The sequence below is a fragment of the Maribacter sp. Hel_I_7 genome, from assembly GCF_000688315.1.
Lineage (GTDB): Bacteria > Bacteroidota > Bacteroidia > Flavobacteriales > Flavobacteriaceae > Maribacter > Maribacter stanieri.
Map to the genome: position 1 here is coordinate 1,595,922 of NZ_JHZW01000002.1, position 17,791 is coordinate 1,613,712.

Here is a 17,791-nt window from a genome sequence, read left to right on the forward strand (position 1 = left end):
AAATAGTATTGTCTTTTTAGAGAACTAATCAAAAAACAGAAATCATGAAAAAATCACTATTTATTCTGGCTATAATCTTCATGGTCAGTGGAATTCAGGCACAAGAAAAAACATTCAATGTAAAATCTTTTGATAAACTAATAGTTAGTCCGCATATAGAGGTTAATCTAGTTGAGGGTGAAGAAGAAAGTGTAGTGGTTGATAATGCAAAAATCTCGTTAGATAAACTAAATGTGGAGGTAGAAGGTAGAACCTTAAGGTTGTATTTAGATGGTGCAAAAGTGGTAACAAAGTCTGAACGTATTTCTAGTGATCAATGGAGAGGTAGCAAATCTATTTACAACGGTACAATGGCTTCCGTTACTGTAACGTATAGAAAGCTTGAAAATTTATCTATTAGGGGAGAAGAGATAGTAAGATGTAAAAATCTTTTTACTGCTGATGATTTTAAAATGTCATTATATGGTGAGGCTAAAGTCTATTTTGATTCGGTTTCTATTGATGAATTAACCGTTGCAATTTACGGTAGCAGTTATTTGGAAATAGGTAAGGGTAAAGTATCACGACAAGTATTTAGAGCTTACGGAGAAAGTGAAGTAAATACTGAAAACATGGTAGCAGAGGAAACTAAGATTACTGCTTATGGAGAAAGCAATTTTAGGGTAAATGTTGTGGAACGATTAAAAGTGACTTGCTATGGTGAAACCAACGTGAATTACTCAGGTAATCCTGAAGTGGATAAAGGTTTAATATTTGGCGAAGCCAGAATTAGAAAAATAGGATAGTAATAAAGTCAATATAGAAGTATAAAAAACCCGCTTATTAGCGGGTTTTTCTTTTGGAAATAGTATGTTGTTATTCAAAATCTGAAGGAGAAACACCATCATTAACTTTAATTTCAGAAACTATAAATTCAAAGGATTGCGGTCCAACAGTCTGCATTATTTTATAAGGAAACAATATACCAGCTACCTCTTTGTAATCTTCAAAATTAGAAGTGCTTGCAATTTGCTGACCTTGCATTTCAGTTATGGTCACCTCTTGTAGTTTAAGTCCGGTTTCGGCATCATAGAAAGCAGATTTGTTTTCGCCAACTTTAAGTTTGTAAGCATTTTTATCACCAACCATTTCCATGCCTTCCAAAGTAATGGTGTTGTCACTTAATAATTGGAGTTCAGAAAATGGAGCAGATTCACCTTTAAAGGTTTTTATTTCTTCACCAGCAAGATCTTTACGCTGCCCTTGTACAATCATATAACCTTTATCGCCATTAAGTACTTGTTTGCTAACTGAATTACCCATCATTTGTACATCTTGCATTAGTTGGTCGCTAGATGTTTTTTTGATGTTCAAATTAAGCTTCATGCCTTGCATTTCTGCTTCAGCCATCATTGCTAGCGTGTTAACACCTTCTAGTTTTGATTTTCCACCAATAGCCTCAATATATTTTTCAAGTACAGATTGCGCAGATACATCTGTAGGTATAGCTGCATTGTAATTTGGAGTTTCAACTCTGTCGGCAGTTTTTGAGTAAGCAAGCAAAGGAAGTTTCTTTCCTTTGAACTGAACATTTTCTAGATTAGTCAAAATATCACTTCCCTTGCCAACGACAATTACTCTGGCGTTATCAACATTGAAATATTTTTTAGCAGCTGTTTCTACTTCTTCTTTGCTAATCTTATCTAGTTTCTCTAAAAATGTTTTGTAAAAATCTTTAGATAGATTTTCTTTCTCAACGTTCAAAGCATATCTAGCAATTGTTTCTGGGTCTTCAAGAGCCATTATAAAACTACCGGCATATAATGCCTTTGTGGTTTTAAGTTCTTCGTCTTTTACAGGTTGTGTGTTAATGAGTTCAATCTCTTTTAATAATTGTACAACTGAACTATCTGTAACCGAATTTCTTACTTCAACAGAAGCAGCAAATCTAGATGGTCCGTATTTATCATTTCCAAGAGACGAATATGCACCATAAGTATAGCCTTTGTCTTCTCTAAGATTAAGATTTATTCTACTGTCAGAACCACCACCTAAAATTTGATTGGCTAATAATGCAGCAATGTAATCGTCATCACTCATTTTTAGGTTTACAATATTCTGTACAGTAATTTCTGACTGTACGGCATTTGGCATATCAACAAAGTTGATTTGCGTATTTGGTACATTCTTGGGTTGAGAATAAGAGAAACTTGGTGGCACGGCTTTCGTCCAAGATGTAAAATAAGTTTCTGTCAAAGTCTTTACTTCTTCAAAATTTACATCACCAATTACAATTAAATAGGCATTTGCAGGTACAAAATATTCTCTGTAAAACTCTTCAACATCACCAAGGGTAACATTGTTTACTGTTGCTTCTGTAGTGAATTCTCCATAAGGATGATTTTTGCCGTAGGCTAAAGCCCTTTGAACTCTACTAGAAATCGAAGAAACTACTTTTTCTTCAGATTTTAATCCGGTAATAAGTTTATCCTTTTCCTTGTCAAATTCCTCTTGAGTAAAATTCGGATTTATAGCCGCGTCTGCCATAAGCTCCATCATTCTAGAAAAGTATTTAGAAAGCGATTGTGCATAAGCGCCTTGAGAGCTAAAATATAGTCTAGCCCCTAAAAAATCGATTTCTTCATTGAAGGCTTCCTTTGTTATATTTTTAGATCCTAGCCCTAAGAGACTGCCGGTTAAACTAGCTGTGCCAGCTTTGTCACCTTCTAAAATTGGCGGGTTATCTATAGATAATTGCATAGATACTCTTGGTAGTTTATGGTTTTCGACTACCAATACTTTTAATCCGTTGTTGAGGTTAAAAGATTGCGGTTCTCCCAAGTTAATTTCAGGCGCAGGTCCAGGTGTTGGCATAACTGAACGGTCTACCTGTGCTTGTAGAGTAATTGCCGAGAATAATGTTAAGAATAATATATATGTAGTTTTCATAGTCATTTTTAGTTTGCAGTATTTTGTTCAGGTAAATATTCTAATACTAACCTTTGGTTAGGTTTTAAATACTTGTTGGCAACTTCTTTGATTTCTTCTCTCGTAATAGATCTGTAAACTTCTATTTCTTTGTTGATAAGAGATGTATCTCCATAAAGTGCATAATACTCAGCAAGTGATTCTGCAATACCTTCAATACTAGAATTACTGTTTACGAATTCATTTTCAAACTTGTTCTGTAGTTTTTGATAATCATTTTCAGAAATAAGGCCATTTCTCAATTTCTCAACTTCAGTTTCAATAGAAGTATTAAGCGTGCTCAAGCTAGTTTCACCCACAGGAAGTGCAAAAACAATATACATACCGTAATCTTCTAAGGTTACCGGTATGGCACCGATTTGTAATGCCTGCTTTTCTTCATCTACCATTTTCTTGTAAAGTTTTGAAGATGGACCGTCAGATAAATAGGTAGAAATCATTTCTAACACCTGGCTATCTCTATTTTTAAGTCCTGGAGTTCTATAAGCAATCATAGAAGCTGGAATTTGAATGTTAGAGTCGTAAGCCTTTGCATTAATTTCTGTTGTGATAGGATTTTCTTTTGGAAAGCTTCTTGTAATTTCTGCTCCCTTAGGGATATCCTTAAAATAATCTGAAATCAACTTTTTGGCATTTTCGGTTTCAAAATCTCCTGCAATAACCAAAACGGCATTGTTAGGAGAATAGAATTTTTTCTGGAAAGCTTTGAATTCATCTAAAGTAGCGGCATCTAAGTCGGCCATTTTTCCAATAACAGTTTCTTTATAAGGATGGCTTTGAAATAGATTCTTTTTAATCTTTTCTATGAATTTTCCGTAAGGAGAATTATCAACGCGAAGTCTTTTTTCTTCTTTGACTACTTCATTTTGCGTGTCAACACCTTTTTGGTTAATAACAGGGTGAAGCATTCTTTCAGATTCTAGCCAAAGGCCTAATTCCAAATTGTTAGAAGGGAAAACTTCGTAATAATACGTTCTGTCTTCATTTGTAGTGGCATTACCTGATCCACCGTTAGATGAAACAATTTTATCCCACTGTCCTTTTTCTATGTTCTCTGTACCTTCAAAAAGTAAATGCTCAAAAAAATGGGCAAAACCAGTTCTTTTAGGGTCTTCATCTTTTGATCCCACATGATACAGAACTGAAATGGATATTATAGGAGCTGTATTGTCTTGGTGAAGAATTACATGAAGATCATTTTCCAAATTGTATTCTTCGTAAGTGACCTCTTGAGAAGTAGCGCTAAACCCGTAGAGGAACATGGCCGAAACCAATAGTAATTTCATTTTCATTTAAACAGTTTTAAGTTAGTGTAATTTATAGTTCTATATCATTAGTAAGTAATCTTCATAAATTGTTACGTCAAAATAGTTTTTTGTAGGAACAATCTTCAATATAAGTATTCTTTAACAGATTAATTCAATATAATTGTTGTTTATTCATTATCTTAAAAGTCTAAACAAAAAATTACTGCGATGAATAATTATGCTCTTCCTATTAGATTTGGCGTAGCTGCCAGTGGCTGTTTAATTACTTACTTTTTAATATTGTCATTATTACAGCTACACGTAAATGTTTTTTATAGTCTTTTTAACGTCGTTATAACGGGCTTTGCAATTTATGAATCCATTAAATATTACAAATTAAAAAAAGGCAGTACCTTTTCTTATGGGGGTGGTTTTATGGCTGGCTTAATTACTGGTGGGGTGGCAACTCTAATTTTCACTCTATTCTTTGCAGTGTATTCTACAGAGCTTCAGCCGGGATTTTTAGAAGAATTGTCTACGAAATGGGCAAGTACCTATCGTAGTTTTGAAGCTATAGTATTTCTGGTTGTGGCAATTATGGGCTTTACCACTAGTCTGGTATTAACGCTCTCTTTTATGCAACTATTTAAGACTTCGAACACTACAAAATTAAAGGGAGTATAAAATTCGTAAAAAAACACTTGTAAATTCACGATTAAGAATTATATTTGCACCCGCCTATGGAAAAAATCCATCAGGTTTAATCATTACATTTAACAATATGTACGCAATTGTAGAGATGGCAGGGCAGCAGTTTAAAGTTGCAAAAGACCAGAAAGTGTACGTTCACCGTTTACAAGCAGAAGAAGGTAAGAAAGTCACTTTTGACAATGTTCTTCTTTTAGCTGATGGATCGAACGTTACTATCGGCGCCCCGGCTATAGACGGAGCCGCAGTAGAGGCTAAAGTCGTTAAACACCTAAGAGGTGACAAAGTAATCGTTTTTCATAAGAAAAGACGTAAAGGTTACAGAAAGAAAAATGGACATCGTCAATCTCTAACTGAGATTGTTATCGAATCTATCATTTCAAAAGGAGCTAAAAAAGCAGAAACTAAAAAAGCTGAACCAAAAGCTAAAAAAGAAGAAGCTAAAGCAGCACCGGTAGCAGCTAAGCCTAAAGCTAAAAAAGCTACAGGTAAAGGTGATGATTTGAAAAAAGTTGAAGGTATTGGTCCAAAGATCGCTGAAACTTTAAACAATGCAGGTATTTCTACTTTTGCTGATTTAGCAAAAACAGACGCAGCTAAAATTTCTGAAATTATTGCTGACGTTCGTGGAAATCACGTAACAGAAACATGGCCAAAGCAAGCACAATTAGCTGCTGATGGTAAATGGGACGAGTTACAGAAATGGCAAGACGAATTAGATGGTGGTGTAGCTAAATAAGCTTAACCATTAAGTAAAATAATATTTAAAACCTTAGACAATGGCACATAAGAAAGGTGTAGGTAGTTCGAAAAACGGTAGAGAATCAGAATCGAAACGATTAGGAGTTAAGATTTTTGGTGGTCAAGCTGCAATCGCTGGTAACATTATTGTTAGACAGAGAGGAACAAGACACAATCCTGGTGAGAATGTTTACGCAGGAAAAGATCATACATTACACGCACGTGTAGATGGTATGGTAAAGTTTACTAAAAAAGCTGGTGGAAAATCATTTGTTTCCATTGAGCCTTTTGAAGCATAAGCTTTAATAACTTATTTTAAAAAACCCTCTTCAGCAATGAAGAGGGTTTTTTTGTTAGCAATGGGTTAACTTAATGTAAATATCTATTAAAATTCAAGAAATCTTAAAATAGCCTTAAAATTAAGACAACACTATTTCAACTCGTTTCTAATTTCTTTGTGGCCCAATAACAACCACATAGAAAATGAAAAAACCAGTATTACTCTTCTTGCTCTTATTATTACCTTTTATTTTACTTGCCCAATCTGGTAACATTCAGGGTGTCGTCACCGATGAGAACGGATTATATTTGCCCGGGGCAAATGCCATTATACCTTCATTGTCAAAGGGTTCGATTACAAACTTTGATGGAAAATTCACAATAGTAGATGTGCCTCAAGGCACCTATTCTATAAAAGTATCTTACCTCGGATATGCAGATTTATCACAAGAAGTTACCATAGTTGCTCACCAAACCGTTAGTATTAGGTTATCTGTAGAACAGAAAAGTGTGGAACTTGAAGGTGTTGAGGTATCTGCTTACGGGTTAAGTGGTCAATCAAAAGCTTTAAATACCCAAAAGACCAATTTGAATATAACCAATGTAGTTTCAACTGATCAAATAGGTAAATTTCCTGATGCCAATATAGGTGATGCAGTAAAAAGGATTCCTGGTATAACAATGCAAATGGATCAAGGTGAGGCAAGAAATGTTATTGTTAGAGGTTTATCACCTCAATTAAATTCCGTGACATTAAATGGTAGCAGAATACCCTCCGCTGAAGGCGATAACAGAAATGTTCAGATGGATTTGATACCTGCTGATATGATTCAATCTATAGAAGTAAGTAAAGCGGTTACACCAGATATGGATGCAGATGCATTGGGTGGTTCTGTAAACTTGATAACAAGAACATCTCCGCAAGGTTTTAGACTTTCTGCTACATTGGGGTCGGGTATTAATTTCATTACAGATAAACCCATTTTAAATGGCTCGGTTCTTTTAGGTGACCGTAGTAAAAATGATAAGTTTGGTTGGATGATTTCAGTCTCTGGTAATGATAACGATTTTGGCTCTGATAATGTAGAGGCGGAGTGGACAGATGAGTTCGAATATAATACTGGAATTGAAGATGGAGATGGAGAACCAATTTTAGAAGAGGTAGATGTTGATCCTTACGTAAATGTATATGAGCAACGAGAATATTTAGTACAGAGGATAAGACGTAGTTTTTCAGCAAATTTAGATTACAAATTCGACGCAAATAATACTGTGTTTTTAAAAACAATGTATAATTGGAGAGATGATCGTGAAAACAGATTTCGTTTAGAGCATGAGATTTTAGATGCAGAAGATATTGAAGAAAGCGACTTTATTATAACCGACGGTGTACCTACAAGATTCCCTGTAGAAGTCAAAAGACAATCTAAAGGTGGTATTGATAGCGGTAGAAATAAAAATCGCCGCTTAGAAGATCAACGCATGCAAAATTACAGCTTAGGAGGAAATCATCTTTGGGGCAGTTTAAAAGTAGATTGGATGACTTCTTTTGCTAAAGCATCTGAAGAGCGTTTAAATGAGCGTTATGCAGAGTTTGAATCTGAATATAGTATTAATAATGATGTATTAAATTCTAGGTATCCAAGATATTCGGTAGTAAATACTGCAGATGCTGCTTTAGAAAATTTCGAGTATAGTGAGATTACTGAAGAAAATCAGTATACAGAAGAAGAAGATTTAAACGTATTTGTAAATTTTGAAATTCCATCAGATATTTTTAGTCAAGGTGAAGGCAGCTTAAAATTTGGTGCAAGAGGTAGATTTAAATCCAAATTAAGGGACAATAATTTTTATGAATTTGATTTAGAAGATGATTTTCCAACCTTGGCAACAGTACCCGTAAAAGATTATAGTGACCCAAATTATCTGGCAGGAAGTCAGTATCAAATAGGTTCTTTTGCGAGTGAGGCTTGGCTAGGTGCTTTAGATTTAAACATTGCAGATGGCGAGTTAGTTGTAGATGAGTTTGCGCCAAGCAACTTTAACGTAAATGAAGATGTGTTTGCTGGTTATGTTATGCTAAATCAGAAACTATCTGAAAAATTTAGTGTTTTGGTGGGGGTGAGATTAGAGAATACGAAGCTGGAATCTAAGGGTAATAGAGTTATTTATATAGAGGAAGATGAAGATGCTGGTATAGATGAGGCTGTACTGGTAGAAGAAGTAATTGGCGAAAATTCATATACAAATGTGTTACCTGGTGTTCATTTAAAATATGATGTATCTACAAATACCATATTAAGGTTTGCATGGACCAATACATTGGCAAGACCAAATTATCAAGATTTAATTCCAAGGGCAGAAGTAATTAACGAGGACAAAGAATTGGTTTTAGGTAATGCAGATTTGAACCCAACTACATCTATGAATTTTGACCTTATGGCAGAGCATTATTTTGAAAGTGTAGGTTTAATTTCTGGAGGTTTGTTCTACAAGAATATAGATGAGTTCATTTATACATTTATATATGAGGCACCTGATGATAATTTAGGTGCAGGAACAGAAGGCTATGATGTTTTTCAACCATTAAATGGCGATAGCGCTACAATTTTTGGGATGGAATTTGCATTTCAGCGTCAGTTAGATTTTCTGCCAGGTTTCGCTAGAAACTTTAGTCTTTATTTGAACTACACTTACTTATCATCTTCTGCCGATGGCATACGAAATGAAGATGGCGATGAGCGTAGCGATTTAGATTTGCCAAATACGGCACCCAATATGTTTAATGGGTCTTTAGGTTATGCAGATAAAAAATTCAGTGCAAGATTATCGGCAAATTTTTCTGATAGTTATATTGATGAAATCGGCGGTAACGATTTTGAAGATAGGTACTACGATACTCAAATGTTTTTAGATTTTAATACTACTTTTCAGATTAATAAAAATCTTAGTGTGTATGCAGATTTAAATAATATTACCAATCAGCCATTGCGTTATTTTCAAGGAGTTAAAGAGCGTACACAGCAAATTGAATTTTATGGACAACGTTTTAGCTTAGGCTTAAAATACGACCTGTTTAAAAAATAATTCAGTACCCACGTTAAATATCAAAAATGAAAAATTTATCATATTTACTAGTGCTTACAATTGTAATGATTTCTTGCAGACAAAGTAGGTTGCCAAAAATTATACCTAATGTTATCACGGAATTTACGTTGAACGATACCGATGATCCTGCTATTTGGGTTAACCCTAAAAATCCTGCTGAGAGTATTGTTTTTGGAACCGATAAAAAAACTAATGGTGCTATCTATGCTTTTGATTTGAACGGAAAAATTATTCAGGATAAAACTATTAGAGGTATTCAACGCCCAAACAATGTCGATATTGAATATGGCTTTCAGCTGAACGATTCTACGGTAACCGATATTTTGGTTTTTACAGAGCGTGAGAAGCAGCAAATAAGAATGTTTTCTGTACCTGATATGAAGCCTTTAGACGGTGGTGGTTTTGAGGTATTTGAAGATGAGAAATTAGAAGTGAATAGATTGCCTATGGGGGTAAGCTTATTTAAGTCACCCAAGGATGCAACTGTATATGCTATTGTAGGTAGAAAAACTGGTCCTGCAGAAGGTTATCTGTACCAGTATGCTCTTAATGCTGATAGTCTTGGTGTATCCTCTAATTATGTTCGAAAATTCGGCAAGTTTAGCGGAGTTAAAGAAATTGAGGCAATTGCGGTAGATGATGAAAATGGTTTTGTTTATTTCTCTGATGAAGGTGTCTGCATTAAAAAATACCATGCAGAACCAAGTATGGGAAATGAAGAGATTTCTTGTTTTGGGGGTGAATATTTTGATGAAGATATAGAAGGTATTGCTATTGCATCTTACACAGATGGACATGGTTATTTAATTGTGTCGAACCAGCAGAAGGGCGAGTTCAATATTTTTGATAGGGAAACCAATGCCTATATTAATGCTGTGAATCTTTCTACCACCGAAACTGATGGTTGTGAGGCGGTAACTGTGCCGTTAAATGATACATTCAAAAATGGACTTTTCGTCGCAATGAACGACGAAAAGAACTTTTACTTTTATGACTTGAAGAGATTGGGGTTACAATAATTTTTCTCCAATCTCAAACCACGTATTCAAACGTTCAAATCCTTCAGTATTTACATTGTGTGGCGATGTAAATTGTAGGCTTCTACCATCGAAATTTTCTAAGTTAAAACTTCTGTCGTCTATAAGTATATCTCCTTTTAGAATGTGTTTGTGACCGCAAAGAATTCTATTTTGCCAAGGTAAAAAAGGAAAGTGCTCATCTAGCCATTCACTTTTTTCTTCTAAAGAGTTCGGAAATTGCATGGCGGCAGATGCGATATAGACTTCATGTTTGTCCGCAAGTTTAGATAATATTTCTTGACTACCTGCAATAGGTTTTAGATTTCTGAAGAACCCTCTTCTTGTAGCGTGTTTACGAACACTGTCTTGGTGCGCTTCTGGAACCATTCGCCAAACGTCTGTACCTGAACATAAATCTTTGGTGAGCTCACCATTAAATTCTGCATTGTAAAGTTCAATATGGGCACCGTAGGTATCTGCAATTACCTCATCCATGTCAACAAATAGTATCATAAAAAAAATTCTGATTTAATTAATAGAAAGGTAATAGTGTAAAACCAACTTTCTAATGAAGAATTAAAACTATGAATTTTGAAATAAATAGAGGCTAGCTTAACAATCATTTAATGTAGTGTGTTGGCAAAAGCATCTATAGAGTTAACAATATTATGTATAAGAGAAAGTAAAAGAGGTGTAGAGCGGTATTTTACGAATCTAATTCTAAACAATTTATATCATGAAAAAATCAATTATCTGTGTTGCAATGGCGAGTACATTATTATTCTCTAGTTGCTTGGGTTCTTTTAGTGCATTTAACAATTTAAAAGACTGGAACCAGGGTGTTTCTGATAGTAAGTTTGTAAATAACTTGGTGTTTTGGGGCTTGAATATAATTCCGGTTTACGGTTTATTCTTTTTAGGAGATGCCGTTATTTTCAACGTAATAGAATTTTGGAGCGGCTCTAACCCAATAGCCATGGAAGAAGGGGAGTCAGAGACTCAAATGGTAGAAAGAGATGGTAATACTTTTGAAATGACGGCAACTAAAAACAGAATGCAGGTAACTGTTGTTGATGGACCTAAAAAAGGAAAGAAAATTGATTTGGTTTATAAGCCAAGTGAAAAGTCATGGAATGCTGTAAGACCTAATGGGGAGATTATAAAATTATCCTCTTTTGAAGAAGGTTTTTATATCGTTTACATGCCAAACGGTAAAGAGGTTAAAATTAATCCGTTAAGCTCTAAAGAAGAAGGTTTAGCTCAAATTAAAGAGCAAACAGATTGCTACTATTTAGATGGTATGTTAGCAGAAAATAACTAATCTGAAAAAAGTGTAAAACAAAAAAAAGTCCTGATGAAAATCAGGACTTTTTTAGTTTCTAAAATCAATTTTTTAGTATCTGTAGTATTCAGGCTTAAAAGGACCTTCAACCGTTACACCAATATAATCGGCTTGGTAATCCTTTAACTCTGTAAGTTCAGCTCCTAAACGAGATAAGTGAAGTTTTGCAACTTTCTCATCTAAATGTTTAGGTAACATGTAAACATCATTCTCGTAGTTAGCGCTATTTTTCCAAAGCTCAATTTGAGCTAGTGTCTGGTTTGTAAATGAGTTACTCATCACAAAACTAGGATGACCAGTAGCACAACCTAAGTTTACCAATCTACCTTCAGCCAAAATGATTAAATCTTTACCATTAATAGTATATTTATCTACCTGTGGTTTAATTTCATCTTTAGTGCTACCATGGTTTTTGTTCAACCACGCCATGTCAATTTCATTGTCAAAATGACCAATGTTACAAACAATAGCTTTATCCTTTAGGGCTTCAAAATGTTCAGCTCTAATAATGTCTTTATTTCCGGTTGTAGTAATAACAATATCAGCTTTACCAATAACCGTTTCTAATTTCTTTACTTCAAATCCGTCCATGCAAGCTTGTAATGCACAAATTGGATCAATTTCAGTAACAGTAACAATAGAACCTGCACCTTTAAAAGAAGCTGCGGTACCTTTACCAACATCACCATAACCAGCAACAACAACTTTTTTACCGGCAAGCATAGTATCTGTAGCTCTACGTATAGCATCAACGGCACTTTCGCGACATCCGTATTTGTTATCAAATTTAGATTTGGTAACAGAATCGTTAACGTTAATAGCTGGCATAGGTAAAGTACCTTTTTTTACACGCTCGTATAATCGGTGAACACCAGTAGTAGTTTCTTCAGAAAGACCTTTAATGCCTTCTGCCATTTCTGGATATTTGTCCAATACCATATTGGTTAAATCGCCACCATCATCTAAAATCATATTCAATGGCTTTCTGTCCTCACCAAAAAACAAGGTTTGTTCGATACACCAATCAAATTCTTCTTCGTTCATACCTTTCCAAGCATAAACAGGTACACCTGTTGATGCGATAGCTGCTGCAGCCTGGTCTTGAGTAGAAAAGATATTACATGAGCTCCAAGTAACATCTGCACCCAAAGCTGTTAAAGTTTCAATTAAAACAGCAGTTTGTATGGTCATGTGAAGGCATCCAGCAATACGAGCTCCTTTTAAAGGTTGCTCATCTTTGTACTCTTCTCTTAGTGCCATTAAACCTGGCATTTCAGCTTCTGCTAATTCAATTTCTTTTCTTCCCCAATCAGCAAGGGATATATCCTTAACCTTATAAGGCACATACGGAATAGTTTTCGTGCTCATATCTTTATTATTTTATACTTTCGTTAATCTGTGTACAGCAATTTTTAATTCGTGCAAAGGTACGAATAACACTAAGAATCCCATGCCGCTTTACAAAACTATAACAGTAAACGAACAAACCTCTTTAGCTATATGGAAGGTTGAAGAGTCTGAAGATGATCTTTGGAAAGGAATAGAACTTACAACGCATTGCCAGAATAGATTCAATGGTATGAAGTCTGAACTTCACCGTAGGGCTTTTTTAAGCATTCGGCATCTGTTGGCTAAGTATGGGTATGAAGATGCAGATTTGGTATATGATGAAAAAGGGAAACCACACTTAAAAGATGGAAACTTTATTTCGATCACCCACTCACATAATTTTACGGGCATCATCATTAGTACAGCTGAAGAAGTAGGAATAGATATTGAAATGCAGCGCGATAAAATACTTCGCATCGCAAATAAATTCACTCAGTTCGAAGAATATAGAACTTTGGCGAATACGGCTGCTATTATTAGAAAACTGACCATTGTCTGGGGAGCTAAAGAATCACTTTATAAGATTTACGGGCATAAAGGCTTAAGCTTTTTACACCATATAAATGTGAAGGATTTTATGTTTGATAATAATAAGACGACTGCTCAAATTATTTTTGAAGGTAAATCTTCTATGTACGGAATTCGATTTCTGGAATTTGAAAATTTCACTTGCGTTTATGCCACTAGAGATAATGAATAAATTTTAATAAATACCAAGAAGCATATCATGGAAATATCAGTAGAATTAACCTTTTCGCCACTGCAAGATGATTTTGAACAACATATAATAAATTTTATTAAAAAATTACGTGCTAGTAGTTTAACGGTTCTTGAGAATCCGCTAAGTACTCAAGTTTATGGTGCATATGATGAGGTGATGAAAGTGTTGAATGCCGAGATTAAAATAGCATTTGAGCTTATGGATCGTGGTCTTTTATTCATGAAAATAGTTAAATCTGATAGAAGCGACTATGAGCCCCATTTTTGATTATTTCTTTGGGCAGTATGCCGAATACGATGTTTTAGATATTGCTTTAGAAATTATTGCCGTAATTTTTGGACTGCTATCTGTATGGTTTTCTAAACAAAACAAAATTTGGGTATACCCAACAGGGCTAATTAGTACTTCAATATTTGTTTACTTACTTTTAAAGTGGGGTTTGTTGGGCGATATGCTAATTAACGTCTACTATTTTATAATGAGTTTGTATGGTTGGTATATATGGACAAGAAAGGTTGATGCAGAACATTATACCCCTATAACAAGAGTAACCAAAAAAGAACATATAACCTCGGTATACATTTTTTTAACTACCATTATTTTTGTGTTTACAGTGTATCAAGTTTTTGACAAATGGAATAGCTGGACAGCTTATGTCGATACTATAACAACAGCCATATTTTTTGTGGGTATGTGGCTAATGGCCAAAAGAAAAGTAGAAAATTGGATATATTGGATTGTAGGAGATTTAATATCTATTCCATTATACTTTTATAAAGGATTTACGTTTACTAGTTTTCAATATCTCATTTTTACAATATTGGCCGTCTACGGTTATAATGCATGGAAGAAAAATACAGACAAGAACCTTCAGATGTCTTAAAAGTGGTTCTTTTTGGACCAGAATCTACAGGCAAGACAACATTATCGGAACAATTGGCTAGGCATTATCATACGGTCTGGGTACCGGAGTATGCCAGAGATTATCTGCAAGATAAATGGAACAATGAGCGTAAAACTTGTGAACCTCATGATTTGTTACCTATTGCCGAAGGGCAAATGAGATTAGAAAACAAGCTTACTAAAAAAGCAACAGAAATTCTTATTTGCGATACCGATCTTTTGGAAACAAAAGTATATTCAGAAGCATATTATGTTGGCGATTGTGACCCGGTTTTAGAAAAGTATGCTTTAGAGAATTCTTATGATCTTTATTTGTTGACGTACATAGATATTCCTTGGGAGGCAGATGATTTAAGGGATAAGCCTAACGAAAGGGAAGAAATGTTCAATTATTTTAAAGATACATTAGAAAAATATGGCAAAAATTTTATTACCTTGAAGGGAAGTAAAAAACAACGTTTAGCGAAAGCCATTAACCATATAGATACGTTATTAATAAATGATTGAAATTACAGATAAAGACCTAAAGCAATTAGAGAGTAAAGGAATTTCTAAAGAAACGATGTTGAGTCATATCAACACATTTAAAGAAGGTATTCCTTATGTAAAATTAGAGAATGCGGCCGTAATTGGTAATGGAATTCTTAAGTTTTCTGAAATTGAAGAAAAAGAACTTATAGCATTTTATGATTCAAAATTAAAAGAGCTTGATATTTTAAAATTTGTTCCTGCCTCTGGTGCAGCTTCTAGAATGTTCAAAGCTTTGTTTAGTTTTTTATCAGCATATAATCCTGTAGAAGAAACTTTAGATGCTTATTTAAATAGAACAAACGATAAAGACATTAAGAAGTTTTCTGAAGGTTTAGAACGTTTTCCATTTTACCAAAAGGTAATGGATAGAATAGAATTGAAATCAGATTCTCAAGGTGAAAAAGTATATAAGTTCATTTCTGAATTATTAGGGGAAGATGCACTTAATTACGGTTTTTACCCGAAAGGATTATTGCCATTTCATAATTATGGGTCTTCTGCAGCTACACCATTTGAAGAGCATTTAAAAGAAGGAGCATTATATGCAGGCTCTAATGGAAAGGCAAAACTTCATTTTACAATCTCTGAACAACATGAAGAGATGTTTGGTAAAGAGTTTAAGGAGTCTGGACCAAAAGTATCTGCAGATACAGGTATAGCATATGATGTAGATTATTCGTTTCAAAAATCGTCTACAGATACATTGGCGGTAGATATGGATAATAATCCATTTAGAAATGAAGATGGCTCTGTTTTATTTAGACCAGGAGGTCATGGTGCGCTTATTCAGAATTTAAATGAACAAGATGCCGATATTATTTTTATTAAGAATATTGATAATGTTGCCGTAATGAAAGATGCCAAAGCTGTTGCTGATAGTAAAAAGGTGTTGGCAGGTGTACTTCTTAGAGAACAAAGTAAGGCATTTGATTATGCCGCATTATTGGATACAGGTGATGTGTCTGATGAGAAAATTGAAGAAATTAAAAACTTTTTGAGTGCAAATTTAAATGTTCGCTTCTCAAATGATTTTGGCTCAAAATCAAATACAGAAAAAATTAATATACTTAAGGATAAGGTCAATAGACCTATTCGTATTTGTGGGATGGTGAAAAATGAAGGAGAACCTGGTGGAGGTCCTTTTTGGGTAACCAATGGTAAAGGAGAAGTTTCTCTACAGATTATAGAATCTGCGCAAATAGATATGAGTAATTCTCAGCAAGCCAACCTTCTTAAGAATTCTACCCATTTTAATCCAGTAGATTTGGTTTGTGCTGTTCGTAATTATAAAGGTGAAAAGTATGACCTACTTAAGTTCGTTGATGAAAAACAAGGATTTATAACTGGTAAAACTAAAGATGGTAAAGAATTAAAAGCACTTGAGCTTCCAGGATTATGGAATGGAGCTATGGCATTCTGGAATACAATTTTTGTGGAAGTACCTTTGGTAACCTTTAATCCAGTAAAAAGCGTGGTAGATCTTTTAAAAGATTCGCATCAGGCTTAGATATTAAGATATAGTATCGTATAAAAAAGTGTGTAGTTGCTACACACTTTTTTTATTTACACACAGTTTTACCCAAGACTGATAATTTTAAAATATATCTCAAAATATTGAAAATCAGATATTTAAATATATTTCAGCCTTTACTACTTCTATTGGCACAATTTTTCTAATATACATTTCAAGAATGTTTAATTTAAAAATTAGAAAGATGAGAAAATTAGTTTTTGCAACAGCTTTAGCGATAGGTAGTTTAACAATAGGAACCGCTGCTACCCCAATAATATTTCATGATGGTATAATGGAAGATATCTTTTTACAAGATTATACAGAAGTAGCTGCTTCAGATTTACCAACACCAATTGTAAATGCATTAGCAACAGATTATGAAGGTGCAATGTTGAACAAAGCATATATTGACGATGAAAATAATTATAAATTAGAAATTACTTCACAAGATGGAGCATCAACAGTTCTCTATGCAGATGCAGAAGGTAACTGGTTAGAAATGTAGATATTATAAGTTTGAGTTAGTTGATTGTCAAAAGCTGCCTAGGCAGCTTTTTTGCATTTAAAATTTTAAAAATTCGTTAACTAATAATCCATATGTAAGATTCCTCCGTAAGTATTTAAGGAATGAGAGTTATTAATTATTAAAAAATTACGCATGAAAAATTACGCATTACTTGTATTGTTGACTTTTGGAATGATGTTTAACGCTACGGCAATGACAGCATCAGAAACGGTAAAAACAGGAGTGGTTATAAATAAAGTAGACGAGTTTGTAAAAATAAAATCTAGTGAATTAACGCCACCAGTTATTGAAGAAATATTAAAGCAGTATCCAACATCAAAATTGGGAGGAGCTTTTAAAAATGATAAAGGAGAATTTAAATTAATTATGGTGCTTAAAAGTGGAACAAGAAAAACTGTTTACATTGATCAGTACGGTAATTGGTTCAATAAAAAATAGCCCATTTTACAGATGGGGATAAAAAAAACTGCCAAATGCAGTTTTTTTTTTATTTAAAATGTGACCTACCAGAAAATGTTGTGTCTAAATAAGTGAAGCAAGTTATGAAAAAATGGTCACTATAGTATTTATTTCAATTATATGCACAGTTTTGATATTAACATTAAGTATCATTTCAAAATTATGTTTAGAGAGATAAATAGAAATAAAATCACTTTCGCGTAAACACTAACCGTTAACTATGAAGGTGCCACCAAATAATTGTATTTGAAATAATCCCCCGGATTAGCATTGCCAATTTTAGTTGTTGTTGAATTGATTGAGGTGTTGATTTAAAAAATTTTAAGACAAGAGTTTGA

The 17,791-nt window shown here is 34.0% G+C and carries 18 protein-coding genes; 14 read left to right on the forward strand and 4 right to left on the reverse strand.

Translation table 11 applies throughout. The features are described from left to right. Positions 1–44 precede the first annotated feature (44 nt). A complete protein-coding gene (locus P178_RS0108490) occupies positions 45–785 on the forward strand; it encodes a head GIN domain-containing protein (protein ID WP_027065822.1) in 741 nt (246 codons plus the stop codon). 70 nt (positions 786–855) lie between these two features. Here the strand turns inward: P178_RS0108490 and P178_RS0108495 are convergent, their stop codons facing one another. Together P178_RS0108495 and P178_RS0108500 are read right to left on the reverse strand one after the other, a co-directional pair. Beyond that, positions 856–2,928 (reverse strand): M16 family metallopeptidase, encoded by a 2,073-nt coding sequence (locus P178_RS0108495; protein ID WP_027065823.1) that lies wholly within the window; start codon positions 2,926–2,928, stop codon positions 856–858. A gap of 8 nt (positions 2,929–2,936) precedes the next feature. Beyond that, positions 2,937–4,259 (reverse strand): M16 family metallopeptidase, encoded by a 1,323-nt coding sequence (locus P178_RS0108500; RefSeq protein WP_027065824.1) that lies wholly within the window; start codon positions 4,257–4,259, stop codon positions 2,937–2,939. Positions 4,260–4,442: 183 nt separating this feature from the next. Between P178_RS0108500 and P178_RS0108505 the strand changes: the two genes are divergently transcribed. From P178_RS0108505 to P178_RS0108525, 5 genes are all read left to right on the forward strand, one after another. Further along, the gene (locus tag P178_RS0108505) at positions 4,443–4,898 is read left to right on the forward strand and encodes a DUF4199 domain-containing protein (RefSeq protein WP_027065825.1); all 456 of its coding nucleotides are present in this window, start codon (positions 4,443–4,445) and stop codon (positions 4,896–4,898) included. Positions 4,899–4,995: 97 nt separating this feature from the next. Further along, positions 4,996–5,661: a 50S ribosomal protein L21 gene (gene rplU / locus P178_RS0108510; RefSeq protein ID WP_027065826.1), complete on the forward strand. Its 666-nt coding sequence runs from the start codon at positions 4,996–4,998 to the stop codon at positions 5,659–5,661. A gap of 40 nt (positions 5,662–5,701) precedes the next feature. Then, positions 5,702–5,962, forward strand: a complete 261-nt coding sequence (rpmA, locus tag P178_RS0108515) for a 50S ribosomal protein L27 (RefSeq protein WP_027065827.1) — start codon at positions 5,702–5,704, stop codon at positions 5,960–5,962. Between the two features lie 184 nt (positions 5,963–6,146). Further along, the gene (locus tag P178_RS0108520) at positions 6,147–9,029 is read left to right on the forward strand and encodes a TonB-dependent receptor (RefSeq protein ID WP_027065828.1); all 2,883 of its coding nucleotides are present in this window, start codon (positions 6,147–6,149) and stop codon (positions 9,027–9,029) included. Positions 9,030–9,055: 26 nt separating this feature from the next. Next, positions 9,056–10,069 (forward strand): phytase, encoded by a 1,014-nt coding sequence (locus tag P178_RS0108525; protein WP_027065829.1) that lies wholly within the window; start codon positions 9,056–9,058, stop codon positions 10,067–10,069. Here the strand turns inward: P178_RS0108525 and P178_RS0108530 are convergent. Next, positions 10,061–10,582, reverse strand: a complete 522-nt coding sequence (locus P178_RS0108530; RefSeq protein WP_027065830.1) for a 5' nucleotidase, NT5C type — start codon at positions 10,580–10,582, stop codon at positions 10,061–10,063. The two genes, P178_RS0108525 and P178_RS0108530, sit on opposite strands and share 9 nt — an antisense overlap. A gap of 223 nt (positions 10,583–10,805) precedes the next feature. Between P178_RS0108530 and P178_RS0108540 the strand changes: the two genes are divergently transcribed. Then, the gene (locus P178_RS0108540) at positions 10,806–11,390 is read left to right on the forward strand and encodes a DUF3332 domain-containing protein (protein WP_027065831.1); all 585 of its coding nucleotides are present in this window, start codon (positions 10,806–10,808) and stop codon (positions 11,388–11,390) included. 72 nt (positions 11,391–11,462) lie between these two features. Here P178_RS0108540 and ahcY read toward each other — a convergent pair whose 3' ends face one another. After that, on the reverse strand, positions 11,463–12,779 hold the full coding sequence (gene ahcY / locus P178_RS0108545; RefSeq protein ID WP_027065832.1) for an adenosylhomocysteinase: 1,317 nt from the start codon (positions 12,777–12,779) through the stop codon (positions 11,463–11,465). Positions 12,780–12,861: 82 nt separating this feature from the next. Between ahcY and P178_RS0108550 the strand changes: the two genes are divergently transcribed. From P178_RS0108550 to P178_RS21675, 7 genes are all read left to right on the forward strand, one after another. Then, complete coding sequence (locus P178_RS0108550) at positions 12,862–13,500, forward strand: 4'-phosphopantetheinyl transferase family protein (RefSeq protein WP_027065833.1); 639 nt, start codon at positions 12,862–12,864, stop codon at positions 13,498–13,500. A 27-nt stretch (positions 13,501–13,527) separates the two neighbouring features. After that, entirely contained in the window at positions 13,528–13,788 is a 261-nt protein-coding gene (locus P178_RS0108555) for a thiamine-binding protein (protein ID WP_027065834.1), read from the forward strand. Then, positions 13,772–14,404, forward strand: a complete 633-nt coding sequence (gene pnuC / locus P178_RS0108560) for a nicotinamide riboside transporter PnuC (RefSeq protein ID WP_027065835.1) — start codon at positions 13,772–13,774, stop codon at positions 14,402–14,404. Before P178_RS0108555 ends, pnuC begins: the two co-directional genes overlap by 17 nt. Then, positions 14,365–14,931 (forward strand): AAA family ATPase, encoded by a 567-nt coding sequence (locus tag P178_RS0108565; RefSeq protein ID WP_027065836.1) that lies wholly within the window; start codon positions 14,365–14,367, stop codon positions 14,929–14,931. Before pnuC ends, P178_RS0108565 begins: the two co-directional genes overlap by 40 nt. Further along, positions 14,924–16,462, forward strand: a complete 1,539-nt coding sequence (locus P178_RS0108570) for a DUF4301 family protein (RefSeq protein WP_027065837.1) — start codon at positions 14,924–14,926, stop codon at positions 16,460–16,462. Before P178_RS0108565 ends, P178_RS0108570 begins: the two co-directional genes overlap by 8 nt. 208 nt (positions 16,463–16,670) lie before the next feature. After that, on the forward strand, positions 16,671–16,973 hold the full coding sequence (locus tag P178_RS0108575; RefSeq protein WP_027065838.1) for a hypothetical protein: 303 nt from the start codon (positions 16,671–16,673) through the stop codon (positions 16,971–16,973). A gap of 153 nt (positions 16,974–17,126) precedes the next feature. Next, positions 17,127–17,432: a hypothetical protein gene (locus tag P178_RS21675; RefSeq protein WP_027065839.1), complete on the forward strand. Its 306-nt coding sequence runs from the start codon at positions 17,127–17,129 to the stop codon at positions 17,430–17,432. The last annotated feature ends 359 nt before the right edge of the window (positions 17,433–17,791 follow it).